The organism is Microvirga lenta (genome assembly GCF_020532555.1).
Taxonomy (GTDB): Bacteria; Pseudomonadota; Alphaproteobacteria; order Rhizobiales; family Beijerinckiaceae; genus Microvirga; species Microvirga lenta.
The window spans coordinates 1-24,447 of the sequence record NZ_JAJBBR010000005.1; the positions used below are offsets into that span (position 1 = coordinate 1).

At 57.3% G+C, this 24,447-nt stretch carries 20 protein-coding genes, 2 tRNA genes and 1 pseudogene; 11 read left to right on the top strand and 12 right to left on the bottom strand.

The window, feature by feature from the left end; genetic code table 11:
* Positions 1-317: 317 nt before the first annotated feature.
* The 3 genes from LGR44_RS08355 to LGR44_RS08365 all read right to left on the bottom strand — a co-directional run bounded on the left by LGR44_RS08355 (position 318) and on the right by LGR44_RS08365 (position 2,913).
* Positions 318-1,091, bottom strand: a complete 774-nt coding sequence (locus LGR44_RS08355) for a class I SAM-dependent methyltransferase (RefSeq protein ID WP_226739294.1) — start codon at positions 1,089-1,091, stop codon at positions 318-320.
* A gap of 180 nt (positions 1,092-1,271) precedes the next feature.
* A complete protein-coding gene (locus LGR44_RS08360; protein WP_226739296.1) occupies positions 1,272-1,637 on the bottom strand; it encodes a DMT family transporter in 366 nt (121 codons plus the stop codon).
* A 457-nt stretch (positions 1,638-2,094) separates the two neighbouring features.
* Positions 2,095-2,913: a phytanoyl-CoA dioxygenase family protein gene (locus LGR44_RS08365; protein WP_226739298.1), complete on the bottom strand. Its 819-nt coding sequence runs from the start codon at positions 2,911-2,913 to the stop codon at positions 2,095-2,097.
* A 138-nt stretch (positions 2,914-3,051) separates the two neighbouring features.
* Between LGR44_RS08365 and LGR44_RS08370 the strand changes: the two genes are divergently transcribed.
* Positions 3,052-3,999 (top strand): glycosyltransferase family 2 protein, encoded by a 948-nt coding sequence (locus LGR44_RS08370; protein ID WP_226739301.1) that lies wholly within the window; start codon positions 3,052-3,054, stop codon positions 3,997-3,999.
* A 250-nt stretch (positions 4,000-4,249) separates the two neighbouring features.
* On the opposite strand, the gene LGR44_RS08375 is transcribed toward LGR44_RS08370, so the two are convergent.
* Positions 4,250-5,320, bottom strand: a complete 1,071-nt coding sequence (locus LGR44_RS08375) for a class I SAM-dependent methyltransferase (protein WP_226739303.1) — start codon at positions 5,318-5,320, stop codon at positions 4,250-4,252.
* Positions 5,321-5,759: 439 nt separating this feature from the next.
* Between LGR44_RS08375 and LGR44_RS08380 the strand changes: the two genes are divergently transcribed.
* The 5 genes and pseudogenes from LGR44_RS08380 to LGR44_RS08400 form a co-directional block, all read left to right on the top strand.
* On the top strand, positions 5,760-6,617 hold the full coding sequence (locus LGR44_RS08380) for a WbqC family protein (protein WP_226739305.1): 858 nt from the start codon (positions 5,760-5,762) through the stop codon (positions 6,615-6,617).
* Positions 6,614-7,546 carry a glycosyltransferase family 2 protein gene (locus LGR44_RS08385; protein ID WP_226739307.1) on the top strand — a complete coding sequence of 311 codons (933 nt, stop codon included), beginning with the start codon at positions 6,614-6,616 and terminating at the stop codon, positions 7,544-7,546. Before LGR44_RS08380 ends, LGR44_RS08385 begins: the two co-directional genes overlap by 4 nt.
* A complete protein-coding gene (locus tag LGR44_RS08390; protein ID WP_226739310.1) occupies positions 7,543-8,181 on the top strand; it encodes a class I SAM-dependent methyltransferase in 639 nt (212 codons plus the stop codon). The genes LGR44_RS08385 and LGR44_RS08390 overlap by 4 nt, the downstream gene beginning before the upstream one ends.
* A 189-nt stretch (positions 8,182-8,370) precedes the next feature.
* A complete protein-coding gene (locus LGR44_RS08395) occupies positions 8,371-9,180 on the top strand; it encodes a glycoside hydrolase family protein (RefSeq protein ID WP_226739312.1) in 810 nt (269 codons plus the stop codon).
* Positions 9,181-9,228: 48 nt separating this feature from the next.
* A pseudogene (locus tag LGR44_RS08400) lies at positions 9,229-10,011 on the top strand (IS5 family transposase); the annotation flags it as partial.
* Positions 10,012-10,025: 14 nt separating this feature from the next.
* Here LGR44_RS08400 and rffA read toward each other — a convergent pair.
* The 7 genes from rffA to LGR44_RS08435 all read right to left on the bottom strand — a co-directional run bounded on the left by rffA (position 10,026) and on the right by LGR44_RS08435 (position 18,407).
* Positions 10,026-11,162: a dTDP-4-amino-4,6-dideoxygalactose transaminase gene (gene rffA, locus LGR44_RS08405; RefSeq protein WP_226739314.1), complete on the bottom strand. Its 1,137-nt coding sequence runs from the start codon at positions 11,160-11,162 to the stop codon at positions 10,026-10,028.
* Positions 11,163-11,288: 126 nt separating this feature from the next.
* Positions 11,289-11,954 carry an acetyltransferase gene (locus LGR44_RS08410; protein ID WP_226739316.1) on the bottom strand — a complete coding sequence of 222 codons (666 nt, stop codon included), beginning with the start codon at positions 11,952-11,954 and terminating at the stop codon, positions 11,289-11,291.
* A 231-nt stretch (positions 11,955-12,185) separates the two neighbouring features.
* Positions 12,186-13,109, bottom strand: a complete 924-nt coding sequence (locus LGR44_RS08415; RefSeq protein WP_226739318.1) for an NAD-dependent epimerase/dehydratase family protein — start codon at positions 13,107-13,109, stop codon at positions 12,186-12,188.
* Entirely contained in the window at positions 13,109-13,831 is a 723-nt protein-coding gene (locus tag LGR44_RS08420) for a nucleotidyltransferase family protein (RefSeq protein ID WP_226739320.1), read from the bottom strand. Before LGR44_RS08420 ends, LGR44_RS08415 begins: the two co-directional genes overlap by 1 nt.
* A 13-nt stretch (positions 13,832-13,844) precedes the next feature.
* Positions 13,845-14,831 (bottom strand): GDP-mannose 4,6-dehydratase, encoded by a 987-nt coding sequence (locus LGR44_RS08425; protein WP_319004830.1) that lies wholly within the window; start codon positions 14,829-14,831, stop codon positions 13,845-13,847.
* Between the two features lie 222 nt (positions 14,832-15,053).
* Entirely contained in the window at positions 15,054-17,945 is a 2,892-nt protein-coding gene (locus LGR44_RS08430; RefSeq protein WP_226739324.1) for a glycosyltransferase, read from the bottom strand.
* A gap of 387 nt (positions 17,946-18,332) precedes the next feature.
* Positions 18,333-18,407: transfer RNA gene (locus tag LGR44_RS08435), tRNA-Gln, on the bottom strand.
* Positions 18,408-18,567: 160 nt separating this feature from the next.
* On the opposite strand from LGR44_RS08435, the gene LGR44_RS08440 reads away from it, so the two are divergent.
* The 5 genes from LGR44_RS08440 to LGR44_RS22030 all read left to right on the top strand — a co-directional run bounded on the left by LGR44_RS08440 (position 18,568) and on the right by LGR44_RS22030 (position 22,459).
* A tRNA-Pro gene (locus LGR44_RS08440) sits at positions 18,568-18,644 on the top strand.
* Positions 18,645-19,062: 418 nt separating this feature from the next.
* Entirely contained in the window at positions 19,063-20,160 is a 1,098-nt protein-coding gene (locus tag LGR44_RS08445) for a DegT/DnrJ/EryC1/StrS family aminotransferase (protein ID WP_226739326.1), read from the top strand.
* Positions 20,161-20,164: 4 nt separating this feature from the next.
* The gene (locus LGR44_RS08450) at positions 20,165-21,145 is read left to right on the top strand and encodes a glycosyltransferase family 2 protein (RefSeq protein WP_226739328.1); all 981 of its coding nucleotides are present in this window, start codon (positions 20,165-20,167) and stop codon (positions 21,143-21,145) included.
* The gene (locus tag LGR44_RS21775; RefSeq protein WP_264196418.1) at positions 21,142-22,083 is read left to right on the top strand and encodes a WxcM-like domain-containing protein; all 942 of its coding nucleotides are present in this window, start codon (positions 21,142-21,144) and stop codon (positions 22,081-22,083) included. The genes LGR44_RS08450 and LGR44_RS21775 overlap by 4 nt, the downstream gene beginning before the upstream one ends.
* A gap of 10 nt (positions 22,084-22,093) precedes the next feature.
* Positions 22,094-22,459, top strand: a complete 366-nt coding sequence (locus LGR44_RS22030) for a GtrA family protein (RefSeq protein ID WP_226739330.1) — start codon at positions 22,094-22,096, stop codon at positions 22,457-22,459.
* 309 nt (positions 22,460-22,768) lie between these two features.
* Here the strand turns inward: LGR44_RS22030 and LGR44_RS08475 are convergent, their stop codons facing one another.
* Positions 22,769-24,301 carry a glucosyltransferase domain-containing protein gene (locus LGR44_RS08475; RefSeq protein WP_226739332.1) on the bottom strand — a complete coding sequence of 511 codons (1,533 nt, stop codon included), beginning with the start codon at positions 24,299-24,301 and terminating at the stop codon, positions 22,769-22,771.
* Between the last annotated feature and the right edge of the window lie 146 nt (positions 24,302-24,447).

Below are 24,447 nucleotides of genomic sequence, written 5' to 3' on the forward strand. Positions count from 1 at the left end.
CCGCCGCTTGGCCAAGGATTGGGAGGGCCTGCCGGCTACCACCGAGACGTGGATCTACCTCGCCATGAGCCGCCTCATGACCAAAAGGTTAGCCCATGCAGCAGCTTAATTTCCAGACACCCTCTAGCGTCCAGGCGCATCAATTGAGGCGAGCTTAGCGCATCTTGCTTCGAGTGGGCACTGAGACTTTGCCGACGCGACACCTTAGCTTCCGCCTCGTCCGTTTCATTCCTTGTTAGATAGGGCGTGAGCCGCCGGAGAGGAAAGGAACCTAGAGTATCAGGCGTGCCCCAAGTGGAACTCGCGCTTCCGACATTCTACGCTTTTTGTGCGACGACGACCCGGCTTCCTCCAATTGGCCATGACATCCCGCGTGCCGTCAGTCCGACCTCGGCGCGCAGAACCATTGTCAGAATTCTGTTCAACATGGACGATATATCGAACTCCTGACGGACGCTCGCGCGCGCATCGGACTTCCCGGCATTCCTCCGCACCCTAAGGCGACTGACAGCCATGAGCGGAAGAAGCAGCGCCGTGTAGCTTGTGCTGAAAACGACCCGGAATCCTGCCGCCTTTAGCTTGGCCTGAAGTTCGCCGCGCTCATACCGCCTTTCATGGTAGGCTACTTCGTCCGCTACACTCCAAAGTGAGGGGTGTTGTGGAACCGTCGCTATGAAAGTTCCGCCCAGAGCCAACGCCCTGTGAATTTCTGAGAGGACAAGTTGATCGTCTGCAATGTGCTCGAGAACGTCGAACGCGCCTATCAGATCGAAAGTGTCTGAGAATGGCAGTCGGCGTGCGTCAACCTGGAGCAACTCGACGCTTGCTGGCAGGCGCGGCCTAGCATGGGCGAGGCCGCTAGGGTGGATTTCAGTGCCAACGATCCTATCCCACTCCCGCTCACGGGCCATTGCATTGATGACATTGCCCGAACCGCACCCAATCTCGAGGAAGCTTTTCGCTCCTATTGCATATTTGTTTGCGAGATCGACGATCAGCTTGCGGCGTGCCGCAAACCAGAAGTGCTCGATTTCCGCGCAAGCGAGAAAGTCGAAATCCTTAGGATCGAAGCCCGAGATCGTATCCGCCAAATCAGGTGCCGTGAGCGTGATCCCGTCGCGGTGTGGCGCCTGATAGGAGCAGTCCGCGCAGGTCCAGTCTACAGGCCATATAGCCTCCCCCTTCGTGATTCGGGATGCGGAGCGGCAGTTCGGGCACAGACGTTCAGCTCCCATGATCATCTCTGCTCTGTGAATTGGCAACATCTCGAATTACCTGGACAAGGCAGAGAGGGAGACCCCCAGAACGATGAGAAAGAGACCCGTGGCCTGCATAAGGGGTATCCGCCCCCCGAAAGCCAGCACGGCCGCGACAGGCACCAGAACGAACGATAGCGCCATCAGGGGATAGGCATACGCCAAGGGAAGCTTCTGGAGAACGAGCATATAGGCTATGCTCGCTAGGAACGCTCCCGCAAGTCCGCTAAGCACCCATAGGTCGGTCAGCATCGCGAACACGAAGCCAAACCGCCCCTCCACATGAGAATTCGCCGTATGCCAATCGGCGCGCCACTTGGTCACGAGTTGGCCATAGATCGACAGGCCTAACGTTGCGGCAATCCAGAAAATGCGATCCATAAAAGCCTTCTAGAAATCAACCTGTCATTAACTCGGCCTTCCGGTACCAGAGGAGACGCCGAGCAGCAAGAGTCGCGGAATAAGCGCCCTCATTTTCAATTGTCCCTTTGTTTAGGCAACATCCGACGGCCATGATGCTTTCTTGATCCCACGAATTCCGAGAAATCCAGCGCAGCTTAGCTCAACTGCCTCGCTCCTCCGTCCGGCGCCAGCACGTGCAATCCTGGTCTGCCCCATATTATTTGGAAGGAAAACTGGATCTGCGTACTTTGAGCCCTATCCGATACTCACTCGTTTGGCGAGCGCATCGTCAGGAGCGGACAACCGGATCTTTTTTGTTGGCGCGGAATTCCATTCTGCGCAATGCGCTAGCGCCATTCCTCACGAGGATGGCATGGCTCCTGGTTGCGCCGAACTGATGATATAGAGAGCAGAGTAAGAACCACTAGCAAGCTCTCTAGCCAACCTTTTTGTTACGAGACCTATAGTACTGTGCAAGATCTGTCGGAACCTGTACATCGTAGCCAAGAAGCTGGCGCACCTTTGGGTCAGCTGTGTAGTCGAGACCCAGCACGCTCGGAAGATCGATCTGTGGCTTGATCAGCGGAATAGTATAGACGTGGTTCACGCCGCGGCGCTCACGCCCGGTGCGATTGATACCTCCGGAGTGGAAGACCATGCAATCCAGGACGATGAAGCTGCCGGCTGGAGCCGGAGCTTGGACCTGGAGGGCTTCGACGACCTCATCGGACGGAAAGAGCTCCTCCTTGTGGCTGCCAGGAACCACGAAGGTAGCCCCGTTCTCGGCCGTGAACGGATCCAGGCAAAATAGGGCATTGATGGCGAGGGGCCGGGACGAGACGAAATGCTGGTACGGCAGGTCGCGGTGATAGGCGCCCTGGTTGTACCTTGCGGAGTTGCCAGGATTCACGATGCCGTTCTGCTGGTTCAGGATGACGTAGTCGCCGACCATCCGGCGGCATATATCGAGAATAATCGGGTTCGTGGCAAGATCGAGAAACAGCTTATCGTACAGCATCGGGACGCGCACTGTATTGTGCTCGTCGATCGCCTCCAGCGCCTCCCGTCCACCGAACTGCTTTTGCATTTCGGTGCGTGCGCCGTCGAAGGCAGCGCTGAACTTGGCGATCTCGTCCGGTGTATACCCCCCATCGACCACGGCGTACCCTAGGAGCTTCAACTGTTCTATCGCCCTCTCGACCGCGGTGGTCGACCGGCGCTGCTCCTTGATGCCATACCGCACGAATGTGGACATCTAGTTCTCCCGCGGACCGAAAATTCATTTGCCCGGCGCCTCTATAGACACTAATCGGTTTGTCTGCAACTTGATGTCATCCGCCCCGGCCCCCTGCGGCAGTAGGCCGAGGCCCTGCCCAGAGTCCGGTCGAGCCTCATGCCCGACGTGAAAATCATGATTGAACTGAGCATCGTCGTCCCAATCTATCGCTGCAAGGCGAGCTTGCGAGAACTGCACCGACGTCTGACAGCCGTTCTTCCGAGCATCGTGACGAGCTACGAGATTGTTTTCGTAGACGATGCCTGCCCCGAGAAGTCGTGGCTAGAAATCACGGCGCTCGCGAAGGAAGACCCACATGTCGTAGGCGTCAGACTGACCCGCAACTTCGGCCAGCACCTCGCGATCACGGCGGGCCTCAAGGAGGCGCGGGGAAACCATGTCGTCGTTATGGACGGCGATCTTCAGGACCCTCCCGAGGCAATCCCTGCCCTTTGGGAAGTAGGCACAAGAGGCGTTCCTATCGTTTACGCCCGCCGACGCAGCCGGCACCAGTCCGCGACACGGATGTCTGCCGGACAACTCTATTTCAAATTTCTAAGATATATTTCCAAGTGGAACATCGACCCGTCCTACGGCACCTTTACCTTACTGAACCGGCGGGTCGTCGACGCCTATCTTGAGTTCTCGGAACCACACCGGCATTACCTGTTCATCCTGTACTGGCTTGGCTTTGAAGGGCGCGCTGTCGATATCGAGCGCGACACAAGAAAGGCCGGCACCTCGAGCTACCGGCTCTCGTCCTTGCTGAGGCATGCTTTCCAAGGAGTTCTCTTCTTCTCGAACTCCATGTTCATGCCGATCGCATGGGCTATCACGGCCATGCTTCTTATCAGCTTCGGAGCGATGATCTTCAGCCTCTTCGACCTATCGATAACCGTGACAGGTCAGAAGATCCTAACATTCGGAGCCGGAATGTTCGGGGCTCTAGTTTCCGGTGTCTTCTTCATTATGGGACTCTATCTGGCGGCCCTGTTTGTCGTACTGAAGCGCCGCCCTCTGTTCATCGTCGCCGAGCGTGTTGGCCAGCCTGAATCGAGTACATAGAGCACCCTTCAGCAAAGCGGATCTGGTTCGCCGCCAAGAGCGCGCCATGCCGCAGAAGAGTTTTGGCCGCACGCCAGTGAAGACAGTTCTTGTGCATCGTGCGGAGCCGAAAGTCCGCGTACGCGAAGAATGGACTTGCCTTGCTGGGATCAATCCGATGCTCCTTTCGAACAAGGAACGCATTGTGCGGAACTGTGTCGCACTCCCCTCACTCGCCGCGTCACATAGTGCGCGGGAGTGTCGCAATCCCTCACCCGTCGCCGGAGATCAGATCATCCCAAGACACGACCAGGTTCCCGTCCCTCACGAGTCGGTCCCTTAACGTCTTTTGCAGGTCTGGCCGCACAGCGAGGAGCAACTTTCGGCTGCGAGCCTCCGGCGGAGCACTGTAGCGCCTGACCGGTTTGCCGTCGAACTCCCCATCCACGTCGGCGTAGATGCCCTGGACGTGGGACCAAGCCCGCGGCGCGTATGTTCTGAGAAGTTGCGCATTCTCTCCGAATCCGAACGCGAAGACCCCATCCCCCCCCCGCAACCTAGGTTCTAGCGTACCGTCGAGGTGCTTCCACGATTCGAGGAATTCTGCGCGAGCCTCCGCCAGCATCTGGGCATCGAATGAACCGGGACAATCCCCCCCCTCCTCGGCGGCGAGCACGAATGAATGGAAGGGCCCGATCACGGCGGGCGCCGGCGTGTGGGAAAGGATCCGTAGCCCGGCCCTAGCCGCGATATGCCTCATTGCCGCATAGGTGATGCTGTGAATGTGGTCGTAGATCAGCAACTCTGTCGACGGCCGGTCACCGTCGGGACATGCGATGAAGAGCCTGCCCCCGCTCTTGATGCCGGAGGCCGCCCTCCTTAAGAAAGCGACCGGGTCCGCAACGTGTTCGATGACGTTGATGGAGATAATGAGATCTGCTTCTAGGCTGGACATGTCGTATTCGTCGAGGAAGGCGGTCTCAACGTCGTATCCGGCCGCACGACCCAACGCTGCCGCAGCGTCGACAGGGTCGATCCCTCTCAGACGCCAAACCGCACCTCCCTTGGCAAGTTGCGCCAGCAGGGAGGCGTTACCGGCTCCGATATCGAACGCCGACAATCTCTCCTCCCTCGGGAAGAACGAAAAAATCCAATCGGCGTAAAGGCGCTGTCTCCGGCTTAGGAACTCGTCGTCCAAGGGCAACGCCGCCAGCTTGTAGTCGCCGTCGTAAATCCTTTTAATCTCAAGCTCTTGTAATAACCTCTGGTGGCGGACTAAGCCGCATCCGGCACAGCTCGCCTTTGCAAGTCCTTCCGGGAAGAGACGGCCGTCCGACAGCATACTTCTCGGCTGAGCCGGCAGTTGCACCCAGTCCCGTCCGGCGCATGCCGGGCATGCGAGCCCGTCCGTTCCGTTCACATCTACAGCCATGGTTCTGAGAACTTGCACAATGACCCGATTTCCGACGTCACGCCAGAGCCGCCAGATGATTTCGTGCTGGCGCGTAATATTCCTGGCGATGTCCGGCCGAGCGATATCCTTAATTTGACACGATCTAGACCAACCTCAATATATTGGCAATAACCGCTACTATATTTTGCTTCAACGGTTCGTCGGTGGATGAAGGGTGCCCGCCCTGCCTCCCGCGTACGGGGAGCAGTTCACGTCACCTTCGAGGGCAGCGCTTAAGGGTAGACGGCCCTGAAAACGACTGATAGGGGCACAGGAAGACGGAATACCACCCAAGATAACCCCGCAAGGCATGGACAGGCGACTCATAGTGGATACGACGGCGCGCAATCAAGCACATCGTGCGAGCCTCCGGTTCGCACCCAGCGGTGTTCTCGCCCAAGGAGAAGCATCGGATGGTTCTCAAAAGTGCAAGTCTACTTTTGAATCTAGTGCTTTAGGCCGGAAGCCAGCTTCCGGCGAGAAGCGGATCGCCATTGTTCAATCGGCATACATCCCTTGGCGCGGCTTCTTCGACATGATTGGCCGATGCACGGAGTACGTGATCTTCGACCAGGTGCAGTTCGCCAAGAGGCATTGGCACAACCGGAACTGCATCAAGACGGCTTCCGGGGTTCATTGGCTGACGATCCCAGTCCTGTCGAAGTCCCGATTCGAGCAGCCCATCGATCAGGTCCAGATCGCCGAGCCCTGGGCGGAGAAGCACTGGCGCGGGATTGAGCTTGCCTATCGGCGCGCCCCGTATTTCGAGACGACGAGTTCTTTCCTGCGACCTCTTTACGAGAGGGCCGCCACGGAGCGCCGCCTGACCGACGTCAACGAACTGTTCCTGTGTGCCCTATCGCAACGACTCGGCCTGAAGACCAGCATCTCCCGCGACACGCAATACCCCGCGGTCGGAGCCAAGTCCGAACGGCTTCTGTCCATCTGTCTCGCCGCGGGAGCGACCCATTATATCTCTGGCCCTTCGGCGAAGGACTATCTCCGGGAAGAGATGTTCGCCGAACATGGCATCGCGGTCGAATGGATGGATTATTCGGACTATCCGGCCTATTCGCAGCTGCACGGCCCCTTCGAGCCGTTTGTCAGTGTTATCGATCTTCTTTTCAATCTCGGTGAGGATACCCCCCGTTTTCTGGGAGTCTGGTCCGAATCGGTACAGGCATGAGGATATCATTCGTCACGACGATCTACAGGAGCGCAGGGGCGATCGCCGAGTTCAGGCGACGGGCGATCCTTGCCGCCCAGGCGATCGGCTGTGATTACGAGGTCGTCCTCGTCAATGATGCGAGCCCCGACAACGGTCTAGAGATCGCCCGGGAGCTCGCCGAGGAGGATTCAAAGGTCTCTGTCATCGACCTGTCGAGGAATTTCGGTCAGCATCGCGCCCTGTGGACGGGCATGGCCCACGCAACGGGCGACCTCGTCATGATCCTGGACGGAGATCTTGAAGAGGACCCAATGTGGGCGGTTACGTTCCACGAGACGATGACCTCGAACCGGGCCGATGTCGTCTACGGCGTCCAGGAGAGTCCCAAAGGATCAAAGGTCTATCGTCTGGGGCGGAACACCTTCTACAGAATGCTCGACGCGCTGACGACGTTCAACTTTCCCAAGGATGTCACGACAGCGCGGCTCATGACACGCCGCTATATCGATGCGATTAGGCTCTTCGAGGAACGGGAACTGTTTCTGGTTGGAATTATGCATGTCGCCGGGTTCTCGCAGATCGGCGTACCCGTGAAAAAGCTGAGCCTTTCGAAGACCACGTACAACTATAGAAAGCTGATCCCGCTCTTCCTCAGCAGCGTCACGTCCTTCTCCGTCTCGCCGCTGTTTCTCATTTTTATTTCGGGCGTCGTCATCTTCTTCACATCATTGCTATTCATTGCTCTTCTGGTAGCGGCGAAGCTTCTAGGGGGCATCGGCGTCGAAGGCTGGATTTCCGTCATGGCTGTGGTCAGCCTGTCCCTGGGGCTCAACGTACTGGTCAACGGCATCATCGCAATTTATCTCGCCACCATATTCCTCGAAGTGAAGCGCCGCCCACTGACGATCGTTCGGGACGTATACCGTTCGGACAAGGAAGACACATGACGACGAACGCCCCTAGACTTCTCGCTCAGGTCGCCGAATATTACGACGATAAGGCACGCACCTATGGGGCGACCCCGAAGGGCGCGGACTGGCGCGACGCGGAAAGCCAGGAACTGAGGTTCCTCGAACTGGCCAAGGTGCTGCGCGGGGCGCGGACTGGCTCCATTGCCGAAGTCGGATGCGGTTGGGGAGCATTTCCGCTCTGGGCGCAGCGGCACAGCCTCGACCTCGATTACACCGGCTACGACATCTCGGAGGTGATGCTGCGGGAAGCTGAGTCCGTCTGCGGGGCCCTGCCCAATGTTCGCTTTGCGAAGGGAGACAGGCCGGATGCCATGGCGGATTACGTCGTTGCCAGCGGGATCTTCAACGTCCGCTTCGATGCCCCAAACGACAACTGGCTTGATCTCGTCCGCTCAACGATCGACAACATGTACGAGAAGGCCAGGATCGGTATCGCATTCAATTTCCTGACAGGCTTCTCCGACCGGGACCGTATGGAGGCACGGCTGTATTACGCCGATCCAGGGGCGATCCTGAACTACTGCATTGGCCGATTCGGGCGGCATGTCACCCTTAATCATGATTACGGCCTTTATGAATTTACCGTGCTCGTTTGGAAGGGGAATGCCTGAGACCGGAGGCGGCGCTCGGATGCCATCGATTCCATTCATCGCCTAATGGGCATGATTGTCGGCAAGATGATACAGGAACGACCGCAGCTCTGGCGCCCTCTCGGACGCGTTTGGAAGCCGGCCCAACTTGCCGACTGGGGCGTGAGTCATGCGGCCTACCCGACCGCGCTGCCGCTGCCGGATGGAAGCGTGAGGGTCTATTTCTCGACACGTGACGTTGAGGGACGTTCTCATCTTGCTTCGATAGACATTGCTCTCGACGGCAGCAGGTTCGAGATCCTGAGCGCACCGTCCGGTCCCCTCCTCTCACCGGGCCCCCGGGGTTCCTTCGATGCAGATGGTGTGACCGTCACATCCCTCATCCGTCGCAAGGACAAGATTCTTGCCTATTACCTCGGATGGACAGTCGGCAAATCCGTGCCGTTCACCAACACGATCGGCTTGGCAATCGCCGACCAGGACGCCCCTGCATTCTCACGCCGGTTCAACATCCCGGTCGTCGGGCGAAGCGAGGCAAATCCACTCACACTGGGCTACCCTTGGGTCACCGAGATAGATGACGGCTACCGGATGTGGTTCGGAAGCCATCTTTCCTGGGGTGAGGGTTGGATGGACATGATTCATGTCGTGAAGTCGGCGATATCACGGGACGGCGAGGTCTGGGAGTCGGAGAGCGGAATTGTCATTCCCCTCGCGGGGGCGGCAGAGCCGCAGGAGTTCGCGGTCTCGCGGCCGGTCGTCCTCAGAGGCGGCGGCGGGTGGTCCATGTGGTACGCCCGCCGCTTCGCGCAGTACAAGCTCGGATATGCGTGGTCATCCGACGGCCGCAATTGGATCAGGCGCGACCACCTCGTCAGCTTTACGCGATCTCCCGAAGAGTGGGAGTCTGACGCCCGCACCTATCCATGCGTCTTCGAACACCGGGGGCGAATCTATATGCTCTACAACGGCAACGGCTATGGTCGGGAAGGCTTCGGCATCGCTCTTCTCAACGAATGACACGAGCTCAAATACCGGACAGGAAAATGGACCTGCGATGCGGAGTGGGCGATCCTGGCGCCCCTCCTGGCCCCTACGACCCGCCGCGGGCGGCCCCGCAAGCATGACCTGCGGCTGGTACTGAATGCCGTCCTCTATGTCCTGCGCGGTGGCGAGCCCTGGCGGCTGTTGCCACACGAGTATCCGCCTTGGCAGAGCGTGTATGATCACTTCCGGCGATGGCGCCAGCGCGGCACGTGGCGGTCCATCAATGATGCCCTACGCACCCGGGCCCGGATGCTGGCCGGGCGCAGTCCAGAACCGCACGCTGCCATCATCGACAGCCAGACCGCCCGCACCAGTGAAGCCGACGGTGAGCGCGGCTACGATGGGGGTAAGCGGATCTCCGGTCGCAAACGGCATCTGGTGGTCGACACGCAAGGCCTGATCCTGCACGTGCTCGTTCATCCGGCGGATCTGCATGATCGGAAGGCCGCTGAAGCCGTGCTGGACGATCTGAGAGGCCGTTATCCGGAGGTGGAATGCCTGTTTGCCGACATGGGCTACCAGGGTCTGGCCACCTGGTTGGAGAAAGAGCTCGGATGGACGCTGCTGATCGTGAAGCGCCCCCGTCGCTGGGTGCGGGTGCCAGCCGGTCAGCCTGCGCCCGAAATGCCGGCTGGATTTACGGTTCTGCCTCAGCGCTGGATTGTGGAGCGCACCTTTGCGTGGCTCGTGCGCAACCGCCGCTTGGCCAAGGATTGGGAGGGCCTGCCGGCTACCACCGAGACGTGGATCTACCTCGCCATGAGCCGCCTCATGACCAAAAGGTTAGCCCATGCAGCAGCTTAATTTCCAGACACCCTCTAGGTCAGCACGGAGCGGATCGCCTCGATGACCCGGTCCTGAGTTGCGCGGTCGAGACGCGCATGCATGGGCAGGCGGACGAGCCGCGATGAGATGCTGTCGGTATGGGTCATATTGCTGCCGCAGCGACCATAGCGCAAGCCAGCCGGAGCCGAGTGCAGCGGCACATAGTGGATGATAGCGTGAATGCCCGTTGATTGAAGCGTCTTCAGTACCTTGTCCCGCTGCTCGGCGTCCCTCATCGTCAGATAGAAGATGTGTCCATTGTGCGTGCAGGATTGGGGGACTACCGGCCGCTTAAGACTGCCTGTCTCCTCCATAGAGGCGAAGGCATCATAGTAGTAGTTCCAAGCCGCTACGCGTCGCTGGGTGATCTCCGGTCCGTTCTCCAGTTGGGAATGGAGGAATGCGGCGATTAGCTCGCTCGGCAGAAAGGAGGAGCCTACATCGACCCAGGTGTAGCGTGCGATCTCGCCCCTCTGGAACTGTGCACGGTTGGTCCCCTTTTCCCAGACGATCTCGGCACGCTCGAATAGAGCCGGATCGTTGACAATCAATGCTCCGCCTTCGCCGGAGATGATGTTCTTGGTTTCATGGAAGCTGAATGCGGCCATCTGGCCGATGGAACCGAGGGGCCGGTCACGCCACGACCCGTAGATGCCCTGTGCCGCATCCTCGATAACGGTCAGGCCGTGCCTCTCGGCGATAGCCATGATCACATCCATCTCGGCCGCGACGCCAGCGTAATGGACGACGCAGATCGCCTTCGTCCGAGGCGTGATGGCTTGCTCGACCAACGTCTCGTCGAGGTTTAGTGTGTCGGGGCGAATATCGATGAAGACCGGAGTTGCGCCGCGTAGAACAAAAGCATTGGCTGTGCTCGTAAAGGTGTACGAAGGCATGATGACTTCGTCACCGGGCCCAATCTCCGCTAAGATCGCGGACATCTCGAGTGCGGCGGTGCAGGAATGGGTCAGCAGGACCTGTCCGCCCCCGAGATATCTTTCAAGGTATTCCTGGCAAAGCCTCGTGAAAGGCCCGTTTCCGGAGATATGGAACTTCTTCTCGAGAGCCTCTCGGATATTCTCGAGTTCCCGCCCCGCCAGTGCCGGAACATTAAAAGGGATTCGGTCCATTCAGTTGCAACCTTTTTTGAACTTTCTCAAGGGGGCGCCCTCCGGCTCACGGGCAATGGCGGCCAGCCGCCATCGAGAACTCCGGCCCGGCGTCTCCGCGTGAACGGTCGCCCCCGTTCAGTATCACTAGATCCGCCGCAGCCGTGTGCTTGGCACGGCCGACCGCTCAGTTCCCCGAGGGGCGACGACGGTGAAGTCGGGCTGATCATCGAGGATCAGGGCCCCCGCACCTAGCACGCACTTCTCTCCAATGACGACATGGTCGCGCAATGTCACATTGACCCCAACAAAGCTTCCGGCGCCGATCCGAACGCCGCCGGAAACGACCACGTGCGAAGCGATGAAGACATCATTCCCGATGACGGAATGATGCCCGATATGATTTCCGCTCCAAAGAGTCACGTTTGCCCCAATCCGAGCAAACGGCTGAATCGTGTTGTCCTCCAGGATGAAACAGTTCTCCTGCAGTTCGAAACCGGGGAAGACTGTCGCCCTGCTACTCAGATAGGAAGCGATCGGATATTCCATGCGCCGCGCCGCCTCAACCTTGTCCGCCCGCAATGCATTGAGCTTGGCATAACTAATTGCGGCGAAGAAGCTGAAGCGATCCGGCGGGAAATCGGCAGCGATCCGCTCGAAGGGCACGACAGGACACCCGCAGAAGTTGTTCTCCTTGATATAAGGCTCGTCGACCGTGAAAGCGGCGACCTCATAATCGGAGTCGTGGCTGAAGTAAAAGTGGGCCAACTCGGCAATATCGCCGACACCAAAGATGATCAATTGACGCGGCACGCAACTCCCCCCGCCAGCTTAGGCTCGACAATGCCCGAGTTCTTAAGAGCTCCAGAAGCCTTTGGCAACCCGGGATGCTATACGCTGAGAGTCGCTCCGGGTCAGGTGGGTTGATGGCTGGACCACGCCAATTCTCAACCCCTTCCGCGTCGCCGAAGGTCGCACGATACAAATCCTACGCCCATAGCTCACGCTTTACGACGTGAGGCAGCGGCGACACCGCAAAGGAGCTCACGGAGCCGCGGTATAGCGCAAGCGTGCTTCGCCCAGCATACGAGGCAACAGAATATCGAATTTTGGCGCCGCTGGCGACAGCCCCAGCGCATCGAGCCGCTCCGTACTCCCGGTGAGAAGCGGCATATCGCCGGGCCTTAGCAGTGTCGGGTCGACCCTCACCTGAAGCTGTCGGCCGCTCGCTGCGATCATGGTCTCCAAGAGCGAGCCGAGCCGAAAGGCGCGTCCGCTGCACAGGTTCACCACCGGCCAGGGCCAGGCCGAGGCGCGGGCGAGACCGAGAAGAATGCGCGCGGCCTCGGCCACGTCGATGAAGTCTCGGCGGGCATCAATGTCACCGACAGAGATTGCGCCACCGAGTTCCAGCGCCTCCGCGATGCGCCTTGCAAAGGACGGTAGGGCGAGGTTTGGCGGCATGCCCAGCCCAACTGGGTTAAACAGTCGAGCAACCATTACGGGAAGGCCGCGCTCGGCCGCCGATAGGGCGAGCAGCGTCTGGACGTACTTGGAGATGCCGTACTCGCTTCGGGGTTGGCAAGGGTGATCCTCACGTACCGGCATGGCATCAGCACTCACGAAGCCATATTCGGCGGCCGATCCGACCAGCACAACGCGAGGCGGTCGGGCCATACCCGACAGGGCGGCTAGTAGTCCCCCCGCTGGGACGGCATTCGCCTCGAAGAGCTGTCGGGCATCCCCGTGGGTCGTGCCGGCGCAGTGAATCACCACGTCAGGCCGCCCAACCGCGAGAGCGTGCTCGAACTCGGCTTTCCCCCAGGGTCCCGGCCCTAGAACGACGTCATGCCCCGGCCGTCCCTTTTCCGTGCGCATCGCACATACGAAATGTACCCCCGCAGCGGCTGGCGACGCCAGGAGGTGCCGCCCGAGAAAGCCGCCGGAGCCGGTCAGCAGGACCCGCATCACACGGTCGCGGGCGGAGAGAAGGCGTTCGGATCGCGCTCGACCATATTCTGTGCCAGCGCAAAGTCCTCCGGACGGCCGATATCAAGCCAGGTGCAGTCCTGCCGGTGGCATCGTACCAGCATGCCGGCCCCGGTCATCGCCTGCATCAGCGTCGGCATGTCGAGATATTCACCCGGAACCAGCCATCGCCGGACAGCATCGCGGTTGAGAACGTAAAGCCCCATGCTGACGAGGTGCTGATAGACCGGTTTCTCGCGATAGCCCACCATGCGCATGTTCTCGTCGACATCAAGCAGGCCGAACTCCGACTTCAGCTCGCGGCGGTAGGTTCCGATGGTGGCGGCCGCACCACTCTGCATATGATCTGACACCATCCGACCCATGTCGAGATTCGTGAGCAGATCGCCGTTGGTGAGGATGAAATTCTCCTCCAGTCGGTCTAGGACTAGGCTCATAGGACCGGCGGTTCCGAGCGGCTTGTCCTCGATACTGTAAGTAATCGACAGGCCGAAGCGTGATCCGTCCCCGAAGAAGGCCTCGATCAGGTGCCGTAGGTGGTTCACCGCAATGATGACATCAGTTACGTTCGCAGCTCGAAGCTGACGTAGCAGGATCTCGAGGATTGGCTTGTCGCCGAGAGGCATGAGAGGCTTTGGAAACAAGGCCGAATAGGGATGCAGACGCGACCCCTTGCCACCGGCCATGACAATTGCCTGCATGATCTCTTCCGCCTTAGACCGAATAGGTTTGAGGGGCGTAGAGCCCGCGATTGGCAGATACGAAGTCGATCGCTTGGCTTAAGCCGTCGTCAAGCGAGGTCTTCGGACGCCACCCGAGCAATCGGGCGGCCTTCGCATTGTCGGAAACGAGCTTCATGACTTCGCTCTTGCTCGGCCGGTCGCGTGCGGGGTCATGGACGATCGGCTTGTCGGCGCCCATGATTCGCAGGATGCGCTGTGCGAAATCGCCAATGCTGTAGGTTTCTCCCGTCCCCAGATTGATAGTCTCCCCCTCAATTCCTGGAACTGTCCCAGCAAGGATGAAGCCTTCGACCGTGTCGGCCACAAAGGTCATGTCGCGCTGCGGCGTCAGCGAGCCCAGATGAATCTCAGGCCGTTCCAGGGCTTGCGAGATGATAGTCGGGATGAAAGCCCTGGCGGACTGGCGAGGTCCGAACGTATTGAAGGGCCGAAGCACCACGACCGGCGTGTCGAAAGACAGATAATACGAATCGGCGACTTTATCTGCGCCAATCTTGCTGGCCGAATAGGGCGACTGGCCTTGTAGGGGATGGTCCTCGTCGATCGGCGCCCGCACTGCCGTTCCGTAAACCTCCGAAGTGCTGGTATGAACCACACGCTTCGTTCCCAACCGACGTGCGGCCTCTAGAACGTTCAGTGTTCCCTCGACATTTGTGCGTACATAGGAGCGGGGAGCGACGTAGGAATAGGGAATCGCGATAAGGGCGGCGAGATGGAGGACGATGTCCTGACCCTCGACGGCCCTGTAGACGAAGTCGCTATCCTCGATGTTGCCTGCGGCGACCTTGAGCCTGCTCCGCAAATCATCGGGCAGGAACTTGAGGTTCCCAATAGCCGAGGCCGAATTGTACCGGACCATGGCGGTGACGTTCGCACCGCGCTGGAGCAGCGCTTCGACAAGGTGGCTACCGATGAAGCCTCCTGCGCCTGTTACCAGGATGTTCTTGCCCGTAACCACCAAAGCCTCCTTTCAGATCTGTCGGGCTGCAATATATCGCTCACGGGACGATGTCGAGGAATGATCCTGTCGATGGCTGCGGCTCAACTCCCAGAGTTACCTCTCACAGGGGTGGAACCAGCTCCAGCCCCCTTCTTCAGCGAAATCTTGCACTGTGAGCAGGATCTCCCACGCGTCCGATTTTCTAAACGACCTCTTGTCCCGCTGAACGCCACTTGGCGTCTACCCCTCAGCGATCCGCGCCGCGGAATCTGCGGACGAGCCGCCCGCCCGTTGTCCGAACACGATATTGGACAGGATCTCCTCGTACTGTGCTAGCATGCTACGCGCATCGAACTTGCGTTCGGCCGAAGCCCTTGCCTGCTGCTTCATCCGCTGAACTTCGTCCGGACGCTTCGCGAGTTCGACGATGCCTTCCGCGAAGGCGTCGTAATCGCCAGGCTCGTAGAGGCGTCCGCTGTTGCCCTCCTCGATCAGCTCGGGCAATGCACCAACATTCGAGGCCAGGACGGGGACCCCGAGGGCAAGCGCCTCAAGCACGACGACTGGGCGTCCGTCGAGACGCGACGGCAGGCAGAGCAGATCATAGGATGCGATATAGGGCTTGACCTCGGGAACGGCTCCGAGAAGATGGAACCGGCCGGGCGGAAAACCTGCATCGGCAACGGCTGCCTCGATCTTTTTCTTCATAGGACCAGCCCCGGTCATGACGAAAGCGACCGACACGTCCGGCGGCACGCGCCTGGCGATCTCAACGAAGCCTAAAGGATCTTTTTCCTGCGACCACCGGCCCGAGAACCCAATAAGGACGGTTCCCTCGGAGAGGCCCAGCCGTTCGAGTATTTCCTGGTCCTTCGCCTGCGGCGCGAAACCAACGAGATCGAGGCCGCTTTCGATCATGCGGATCCGGCTCTCCGTCTCACCATGTTCTATGAGCCAGCCCGCGACCTCGCGGTTCTCGACGATGTTGCAATCAATAAGGTGCGAATTCTTGCGGTTGTTGGCTGTATGACCGACGGCATTGAACAACAGGTCGACCACCCTCAGATCCGGATACAATGTCCTGATCTCCGAAAGCATATCGTAGAAGACAGCGCTGCCGGCAATCCAGAGCAGATCTACCTTCTTCGTTCGCAAGATATAATGGATGAAGTCACTCCAGCGCTCTTGCACCAGGAAGCGCGGGAGATGATAGATTTCCTTGGTAGCCTCCCGGAACCAATCTGTCGTGTCACCCAACTCCGGCCGAACCGGGACTGTGGTGACAACGATGACCCGCCAGCCTTTTGCGCTAAGATGCGTCAGTATCGCGCTCAAAAGGCGCTCGGCGCCGCCGATTATAAGAAACGGCAAAGCGAGAAGCACTGTTGGGCGTGTATCTACGAGATCCCGGCCGAAGCGAGAGAGATTACGCAGCGGCTCCGGGTGGCGTCGGCTCTGATTTGCGAGTTCGCTCGAGCGTTCGACAACTCCAGGTAGCAGCACATCAGCATTGAGTTCTCGAATGATCTCTCTCTGGTCTTCGATTGATAGGACGTCCTGGCCATTGCTCAGACTGGCACCATGGATCCGATAGTGGAAGAGGCGTTCCCCGACTATATTCCAGAACCGCGCCCCGAGAGCGCCAAGCCGCACCCAGAACAGCCAATCCTCGTGAACATGCCCGGTAACCCTGTCGGAATCGCGAAATCCTCCTGCCCTCTCCCAAAGTTCGCGCCTGAAGACGGCACAGGTTGGCACGTAGTTGGCCAGCAGCATGTCCTTCAGCACGGGGCGCTCATTGCTACCGTAGCCACCAGAGCGGTTGCCGAAGAATGCAACTGCGGTCGAGATTACGTCATATCCATAGTGCTCCGCCAGGAATACGGCCTTCTCTATGAAGGTCGGTTCGATAATGTCATCCGCATCGAGGCAGCAGACATATTTGCCGCGAGCCTGGCTGATGCCGAAATTGCGATTTGCGCCAGCGCGATGGGCCTCGCTCTGAAGCAGAATGCGGGTCTTCGGCAGTTCCAGTTCGGCAAGCCTCTGTCGCGCATCGAGAGAGCTCGACCCGCCTTCGACAACAAGAACCTCTAAATCCGAAAACGTCTGCGCCAGAACCGACTCGACCGCCTCGTGAACGAAATGGCTGTAATTGAAACAGGGAATGACGACGCTGACCAAGGGGCGGTCCGCAGGCCAGGGGTCGGGATAGTCCGAAATAAGTCCTGGCTGAATACCAGTCGTGCTCAGTAGTTCGATTGGTTCGGGAAATGGCTTGGCTGCAGCCGGGTCGCCCGATTGTGCAGGCGTCTGACCATTCTTCTTTGAAACTGCCTTGGCTCCAACAGCCTTCGGTTTCGGGGCCCTTCCGGCACTGTCACTAATACGCCCTGTTCGGACAAACCTGAGGACATAGCGCATCCCCAGGGCTCGCCAGACGAATCTCAGTGCCTGCCTCCCCGTACCAACCGATCCAGGAAAACGAGCTGCCAGGCGGCGAATTGGCAAGGTCAGCCGCCAACTAGTGCTGCTGAGAATGGCATCGATTTCACGCCGAACCGCTTTCCGTTCCTCGGCGAGGGCAGCTTCCATTTGATGTCGGGCTTTCTCCTGTTCCTTGGCAAGCTGTCGGACATGTTCCTGAAGGTCGCGATGGCGCGCCTTCAGCTTCTCTACATAGCTCAGCAGATCTCGATAACGGTCTTCCAGACCTTCCGGCACATTTGTCGCGGCACGGACGCGCTGCTCCGCAGCTACCATGGCTTTGACCATCTGCGTGACGTTGAGACGCCGATCATGCTCTGCTGCAGCGAGATCGGCCCTTAGCTTGAGGATCTCGCGGTCGCGTCGAGCCAGCTCCGCCTGCAAGTCGCCAAGGTATTGGTCCGACCGCGACTGGGTCTCCGAGAGTTCATGCCGCAGTCGCGCCGTTTCTGTCTGAGCGCACTGAAGGGCAGCGGCAGCCTCAGCTAGCACAATATCCGGTGCCGGACCGAGGCCTTCAGGGAAAGCCGAGATCGGCGACACGGACCCAGGATCGGTATCGTTGTTCCCGTGCCCGCCTCCGTTGCTGGCTTTGGTCAAGCCCGAATGGTCCGTCATTCTATGCCCCGCCCATGTATCACGCATCCGCTCCTCCGGCTGCTACTTCTATGACCCGCTTGAGCCAGGGCAGCCGACGCAGTTTGGCCAGTTTTCATGACCCTCCCCCACAGGGCTCGTCAAGAGCCTAGGGTTGAAGTAAGCCCGCTATGGCCAACTCACTCTTGTGTTTTCCCGGGCAACCTGCATCGATCCAAGCCGACCGGCGTCGATACTATATATCTCCACTAGCAAGGACAGTGGCGAGACGACGCACGGCAGGAAGAACTCGGGCGAGTTTAGAAGAACTGCCTTCTCCTGAGCCTCTAAAGCTTGACCAACGGATCAGAAAACGAGCTTCTAGGCGTGGGTCCGCTGAGCAATATTGCCAGAGCAAGTCAGTTAGGTGGCGAGCCTATTTATATCTGGGAAAGCTGGCTGGGGCGCCAGGATTCGAACCTGGGAATGGCGGTACCAAAAACCGCTGCCTTACCACTTGGCGACGCCCCAATCTGATGTGGCGTGTACATAATGGCCTGAACCGTCGCTGGCAACCTCGTTTTGTGCATCCCGCTGGAGAGAGGAAATATCAGCGCTGGGCCTCAAATACCCTCTTGCAGCGTCAGGATCATGCGTCTATAAGACCGGCCTTCCCGATGTAAATCGGTGTCGGAGTGTAGCGCAGTCTGGTAGCGCACCACGTTCGGGACGTGGGGGTCGCAGGTTCAAATCCTGCCACTCCGACCATTAATGGGCAAAAAATTGGAAGCCCTTCGCAAGTAATTGCTCGGCAGGATAACTCTCCGTTCCTGCTCTTTATGCCTTCAGGCCTTATCCACATCAGCGGCAGTGGATGCGATCTGGTTTGATTCATCTTCAGAAGTTGCAGGGCAATCTAGGGCGTGTGAGATGAGTCGCCTACTGCTGCACTCGAAATGCCCTCCCGACCGGTATCACATAAGGCATGTTCTGATCTTGGAGCATCGGCTTCGATCGCGACGCACGCCCTACTCCATCCATGTCGTTGGCAGCGTGCCCACTCGTTTTCGCCCATGAAGCTTCGTGCAACCGGACCGGCGGGAATCACAATCCATTTGTATATTGTGGCAGTTGAGCCAAATAGGAAAGGTCGATAACAAGGGCTCATACATTGTGGGGGGCCCCTATGACAAGCCAGATTCTAATAAATGACTTACGTCGCCATTTCGAGTCGACCTCTGCGGTGGTTCAGGAGGCGGTCGAACGCGTTCTGAAAAGCGGATGGTACGTCCTAGGCAAAGAGAACGAGGAATTCGAAAAGGAATTCGCCCAATTCTGCGGAGTCCAGCACTGTGTTGGAGTGGCGAATGGTACTGACGCAATCGAGCTTGGACTTAGAGCACTTTCTGTAGGCAAAGAAAGTCGCGTAGCCACTGTGGCGAATGCAGGATACTATACAACGACAGCCCTTACCTTGATTGGGGCCATTCCGGTCTATGTCGATGTTGATCCGCAGACGCAACTCATGGACTTAACCCATTTAGGGCGCCTTGTTGCTCGAGGTGGAGTCGATGCCGTGGTTGTCACCCATCTTTTCGGCCTGCTTCATGATATGGAATCCATTCTGCGGATCACCCAACCTGCAGGCATTCCGGTTTTTGAGGACTGTGCCCAAGCCCATGGAGCACTCCGCGAGAAGCGCCCAGCAGGCAGCTTCGGGGCAGCTTCCAGCTTCAGTTTTTATCCTACTAAGAACCTGGGAGCACTTGGAGATGGAGGGGCCGTCGTTACTCAGGATACAGCCGTCGCGGCACGACTCCGAGAACTGCGGCAGTATGGATGGGAATCCAAATACAGAGTTTCTGCAGAGAACGCGCGCAACAGTCGCCTCGACGAAATCCAGGCAGCGATCTTACGAGCCAAGCTACCATTCCTCGACGCATGGAACAGACGCCGCCGCGAGATTGCAACTCTATATTCGACCGCCATCAAACACCCTCGAATAAGCTGCCCTCCTGTTTATGGGGAGGAGTACGTTGGGCATCTCTATGTTGTCACCTGCGACGATCGCCAGAGCCTGCAACAACATTTAGCATCGGCAGGGATAATCACCGACATTCATTATCCGGTCCCTGATCATATGCAGCCTACCCGGAAAGGCTCAAACGATGTCAGATTGCCGGTTACGGAAGAACTGGCGGACAAGATACTGACTCTTCCTTGCTATCCAGAGCTGAGAGACGAGGAATTCGGTCATATCATTACAACGATCAATCGGTGGTAAGTGAATGTATTCGGTTATCATTCCTGTTTACCGCAACGAGGAATTCATACCCAAGCTTATTGGTGAATTCTCTCGGATTTCAGAAATCGTCTTGGAGCGATTTGGACTCGAGAGTGAATTTGTATTCGTCGTAGACGCAAGCCCTGATAACAGCTTTTCTCTCCTAGAAGAAAGCTTGGCTCAAGCTCCTTTCCGCTCTCAGCTTATACTTCACGCCCGCAATTTCGGCTCTTTCGCCGCGATTCGAACAGGGTTACGTGCAGCCAAAGGAGAGTACTTTTCGGTTATCGCCGCCGATCTTCAGGAACCTCCTGATCTTCTCGTTGCATTTCTGGAAAAGCTTCATGCAGACACTGCAGATATCGTCGTTGGTGTCCGTGAAGGGCGCGATGATCCAGCGGCCTCGCGTCTGGCGGCCAACATCTTCTGGGGTTTCTACCGACGCCTCATCGTGCGTGATATCCCGTCCGGGGGCGTTGACGTTTTCGGCTGCAATCGCCGGATCCGAGATGAGTTATTGACGCTTGACGAAGCGAACAGCTCTCTTGTTGGCTTAGTATACTGGCTAGGATTCCGGCGCAGTGAAGTGCGCTATCGCCGAAGAACACGAGAGTTTGGCAGGAGCGCCTGGACCTTCAGTAAAAAACTTACCTATTTGCTTGACAGCGTTTTTGCTTTCACTGACCTGCCTATCCGCATTCTAACTTTCCTAGGTGTTGTTGGAATCATAGTAGCTATCGTCCTTGCACTAGGAGTTATTGCGCTACGCATCATTGGCGAGATCGAAGTTGCAGGCTATACAGCAACAATAGTTGTCATCACCTTCTTTGGCGCGCTCAATACCTTAGGAATTGGCCTAATCGGGGCTTATGCTTGGCGAGCATATGAGAACACCAAAAGGCGCCCGCTCGCGTTGGTACAGACAAGCCGCTCCTTCGACGGCAATAACACTACCCATATCTCGACGAGGAATTTCCGCCCATGAGTTTAGTGTTCATACATCCGCATGCAATCTGTGAAAGTAAAGCTGTTGGCGCTGGAACACGCATATGGGCATTTGCACATGTCTTGCCAAACGCTCGCATTGGTTCAGATTGCAATATCTGCGATGGCGTCTTCATCGAGAACGACGTGATCATAGGAGATCGTGTCACCATAAAGTGCGGCGTTCAAATCTGGGATGGCATCTCTATCGAGAATGACGTCTTCATCGGCCCCAACGCAACTTTTACGAACGATCCCTTCCCTCGCAGTAAAGCATACCCAGAAGCGTTCTCCCGCACTGTCATCCGTCAAGGATCATCTATTGGGGGCAATGCAACAATTCTTCCGGGAATCGAAATTGGCATGGGAGCTATGGTAGGAGCCGGGGCGGTCGTCACACGATCGGTTCCTCCGAACGCTATTGTGGTCGGCAATCCAGCGCGCATCAAAGGTTATGTAACGGACCTCCCTGCTCGCAGTACTACGATTGTGAATAACGGGCTTGGGCCAACCCCAGACGTTACACCGCTTAATGTCGGGCGTGCGAGCCTTCACAAACTTAAAATTGCCAAGGATATGCGGGGAGAGCTGTCTGTAGGAGAATTTGGACCCGATATTCCGTTCAAGCCCGAGCGCTACTTTCTTGTATACAACGTACCCAGTCGCGAAGCACGTGGCGAGCATGCTCACAAGGAATGTGAACAGTTCCTAATCTGTGTCCGAGGCTCTTGCGGCGTCCTGCTGGACGATGGTCAAAGCCGGGTCGAAATCACCCTTGATCGACCAGAGGTCGGTTTGTATATGCCCCCTATGATCTGGGGAACGCAGTACCGCTACTCTCCTGACGCGATGCTGTTGGTCTTCGCGTCCCATAGTTACGATCCGGATGACTATATTCGCTCATACGATCAGTTCCGCTCGGCTGTAGCCCAACGATAAGTTGTTTGCCGTGCAACAGTCCTGGCCGCAATTCGCTCGCTTCCTTATAGGAGGCGGGCTGAACACCGCTTTCACCTATGCAGCTTTTCTGTTGCTCAATCTTTTTATTGAGGCAGTCGCTGCGTACACGATCGTATATATACTTGGAATAGCTATTTCTTATTTATTGAATACTTATTTTGTGTTTAAGGCGAGAAGCACCCTCTCCAAAGCGTTGAGATTTCCCGTAGTCTACATAATCCAGTACATTCTCGGCGTTGCGATATTGTCCATCCTACTAGAATACGGCTTTGACAGTCACGTCGCCATGCTCGGAGTGATATTTGTCAGCGTGCCCGTAACCTTTTTAATCTCCCGCGCTATACTCAAAAACTAGCCATTCTACAGCAGGTCGCCCTTTAGGCAATTCGCACCAACTAATCCGAGAGTTCCACCAGACCGGGCCTCCGTACACCTGCGACAGCTCAATGCCCGGTCCTGCTCAAAGGTTGAGATTGGCGGCAGCCCCATGGGCTCGCTAAACCATGCCCTTCGTCGGCAATCTGTTCAGGATCTTGTGTCAAGCCACTCGCGCCCTGAGCGTGAAGCATAATCTCACAACACCTGTTTGCTGATGACCAACTGCTCAAGTCCGGTCCCGCTGCACAAGATCCCATAGCTGCGACTTGGGAAGACCGCTTCCGTGTTACGACTTTGGTGTCGTGAGACAGACAACACCAAGCTTATCAATAATGGTGACGGACTCCGAGGCCGGCCACGAGGGCGACGATGCGCAATAGACTTGCGCCTTGTCTAATTCTGCAGGGGTGGGCTCAGCAAAATGATATCCCGTTGCCTGCTCCAACAATCCAATTTTCGCCCAACTCACCGCCAACGCCGACACATTCATATCGCCAATTGCCGTTGAGAGCCTGGAGCTTCTCGCCCAGTGCCCTCCTACGACAGCTACGGAAGACATCTGCGTGAACTGAGGTAGCATTTCTAGACGCGCAATGATCCGGTTCGCCTGCTGGGCATCCCATAAATTGAGCCGGCGCTGATCAAAGAGAATTCTGTTGGAGGCACCGATATAGCTAACGCAGATGACGCATACAGAGACTCCGATCATCATGCGCGTTGGCTTTGAGGAGCTATGCCAAGCAAGGAGGACTGCACCTGCGATGAAAACTGATATGGGAGAAATCACCCGAGGCACGAGCCAAATGACACCACTCATCACTGATGCCCCTGCTGACCAAGCAAGTGCTAGGCTCAACAAAATTGCGGACCCTATAGCTAAGACATAGCGCCGCGTACGAAGGCCCTGCCAGACAATTTTACAGAAACAAAAGCTCAAGACCGCAATAAGCAAAACTGCGATAGATCGCGGGACCAAGCCTGGGCTAGGCCACAAAGCCATACCAACTGCCGTGCCGAGAGCTTGCACTTTCACTCTTACATCAAGAAGCTTTGATAGATCAGCCCGACCATCCAATGGAATGTCTACAACAAATCTGATGAGCACGAGACTAACTGCAAGTATGGCCAAACAGATCGCTATGATCAGAAGCACCTGTAGGGGTCTTTCAAGACGGTATTTAAGCGCAGCTGCACCGCTTCTATTTTCGATGAGCCTCGCAGCTGTCGCCAACAGCCAAACAGTACCAATATGCGCCGCTGCAAGCTGATAAATACCCAATGAGGCAACAATCAAAGGCACGGAGACAAATGCCGCCAGCTGTACGGAGGATATATAAAAAGCAGCGGCCATACCTAAGGCAGATAAAAGAATCGCGAAGGTTATGTCGCTAGTAACATTAGAGAAGTGAAAGAATTCGGTATTGAACGGATGCAGCGTAAATATTGCGGCAAAGAGAAACGCTTCCGCAGGCGTCGGCTCCTTAAGAATCGCCACTGCAAACAAGAAGCCTGTTACAGCCAACATAACTACAGATAGAATCATTCCTGCAGATGTAACTTCAACACCGTGCACGCCTATGGTGTCACGGAGCCACCACAGTATTGCCCATCCGTACCGCCCCTGTGACAGGAGAAAATCGTAACTAGCCGCCGCCTCTTTGACGTATGCAGCGTGGTAAGTATCGATCGAGTAAAGCGGCGCTAAGATAGCCTGCCCACGCGCAATGAATCCTAATATAATTACCCCCAGCAACGGTCGGTAATATCGCTGCCACATCAGATGCGAGGCGAGGCTTACTTTTTCAGCGCTAAGAATCATGGGTTGGTATCTTTTGTGGAGGCGTAAGAGAATGCAACCAGTTCCATTGCCCAATCACGCTCGACTTTTCGGAGGGAACGCACAATTTTCCATGTGCCTTGAGGGATTGCAGCGCACCTGTCAACCGGAATTTGAGGACCGTTAAC

Excerpts from the sequence above, each read along its gene's own strand:
- LGR44_RS08385 (WP_226739307.1), top strand. The coding sequence starts at position 6,614 with ATGAGGATATCATTCGTCACGACGATCTACAGGAGCGCAGGGGCGATC.
- LGR44_RS08450 (WP_226739328.1), top strand. The coding sequence starts at position 20,165 with ATGTATTCGGTTATCATTCCTGTTTACCGCAACGAGGAATTCATACCC.
- LGR44_RS08370 (WP_226739301.1), top strand. The coding sequence starts at position 3,052 with ATGCCCGACGTGAAAATCATGATTGAACTGAGCATCGTCGTCCCAATC.
- LGR44_RS08415 (WP_226739318.1), bottom strand. The coding sequence starts at position 13,109 with ATGCGGGTCCTGCTGACCGGCTCCGGCGGCTTTCTCGGGCGGCACCTC.
- LGR44_RS08430 (WP_226739324.1), bottom strand. The coding sequence starts at position 17,945 with ATGCGTGATACATGGGCGGGGCATAGAATGACGGACCATTCGGGCTTG.
- LGR44_RS08390 (WP_226739310.1), top strand. The coding sequence starts at position 7,543 with ATGACGACGAACGCCCCTAGACTTCTCGCTCAGGTCGCCGAATATTAC.
- LGR44_RS08420 (WP_226739320.1), bottom strand. The coding sequence starts at position 13,831 with ATGCAGGCAATTGTCATGGCCGGTGGCAAGGGGTCGCGTCTGCATCCC.
- LGR44_RS08445 (WP_226739326.1), top strand. The coding sequence starts at position 19,063 with ATGACAAGCCAGATTCTAATAAATGACTTACGTCGCCATTTCGAGTCG.
- LGR44_RS08475 (WP_226739332.1), bottom strand. The coding sequence starts at position 24,301 with ATGATTCTTAGCGCTGAAAAAGTAAGCCTCGCCTCGCATCTGATGTGG.
- rffA (WP_226739314.1), bottom strand. The coding sequence starts at position 11,162 with ATGGACCGAATCCCTTTTAATGTTCCGGCACTGGCGGGGCGGGAACTC.
- LGR44_RS21775 (WP_264196418.1), top strand. The coding sequence starts at position 21,142 with ATGAGTTTAGTGTTCATACATCCGCATGCAATCTGTGAAAGTAAAGCT.
- LGR44_RS08360 (WP_226739296.1), bottom strand. The coding sequence starts at position 1,637 with ATGGATCGCATTTTCTGGATTGCCGCAACGTTAGGCCTGTCGATCTAT.
- LGR44_RS08365 (WP_226739298.1), bottom strand. The coding sequence starts at position 2,913 with ATGTCCACATTCGTGCGGTATGGCATCAAGGAGCAGCGCCGGTCGACC.
- LGR44_RS08375 (WP_226739303.1), bottom strand. The coding sequence starts at position 5,320 with ATGCTGTCGGACGGCCGTCTCTTCCCGGAAGGACTTGCAAAGGCGAGC.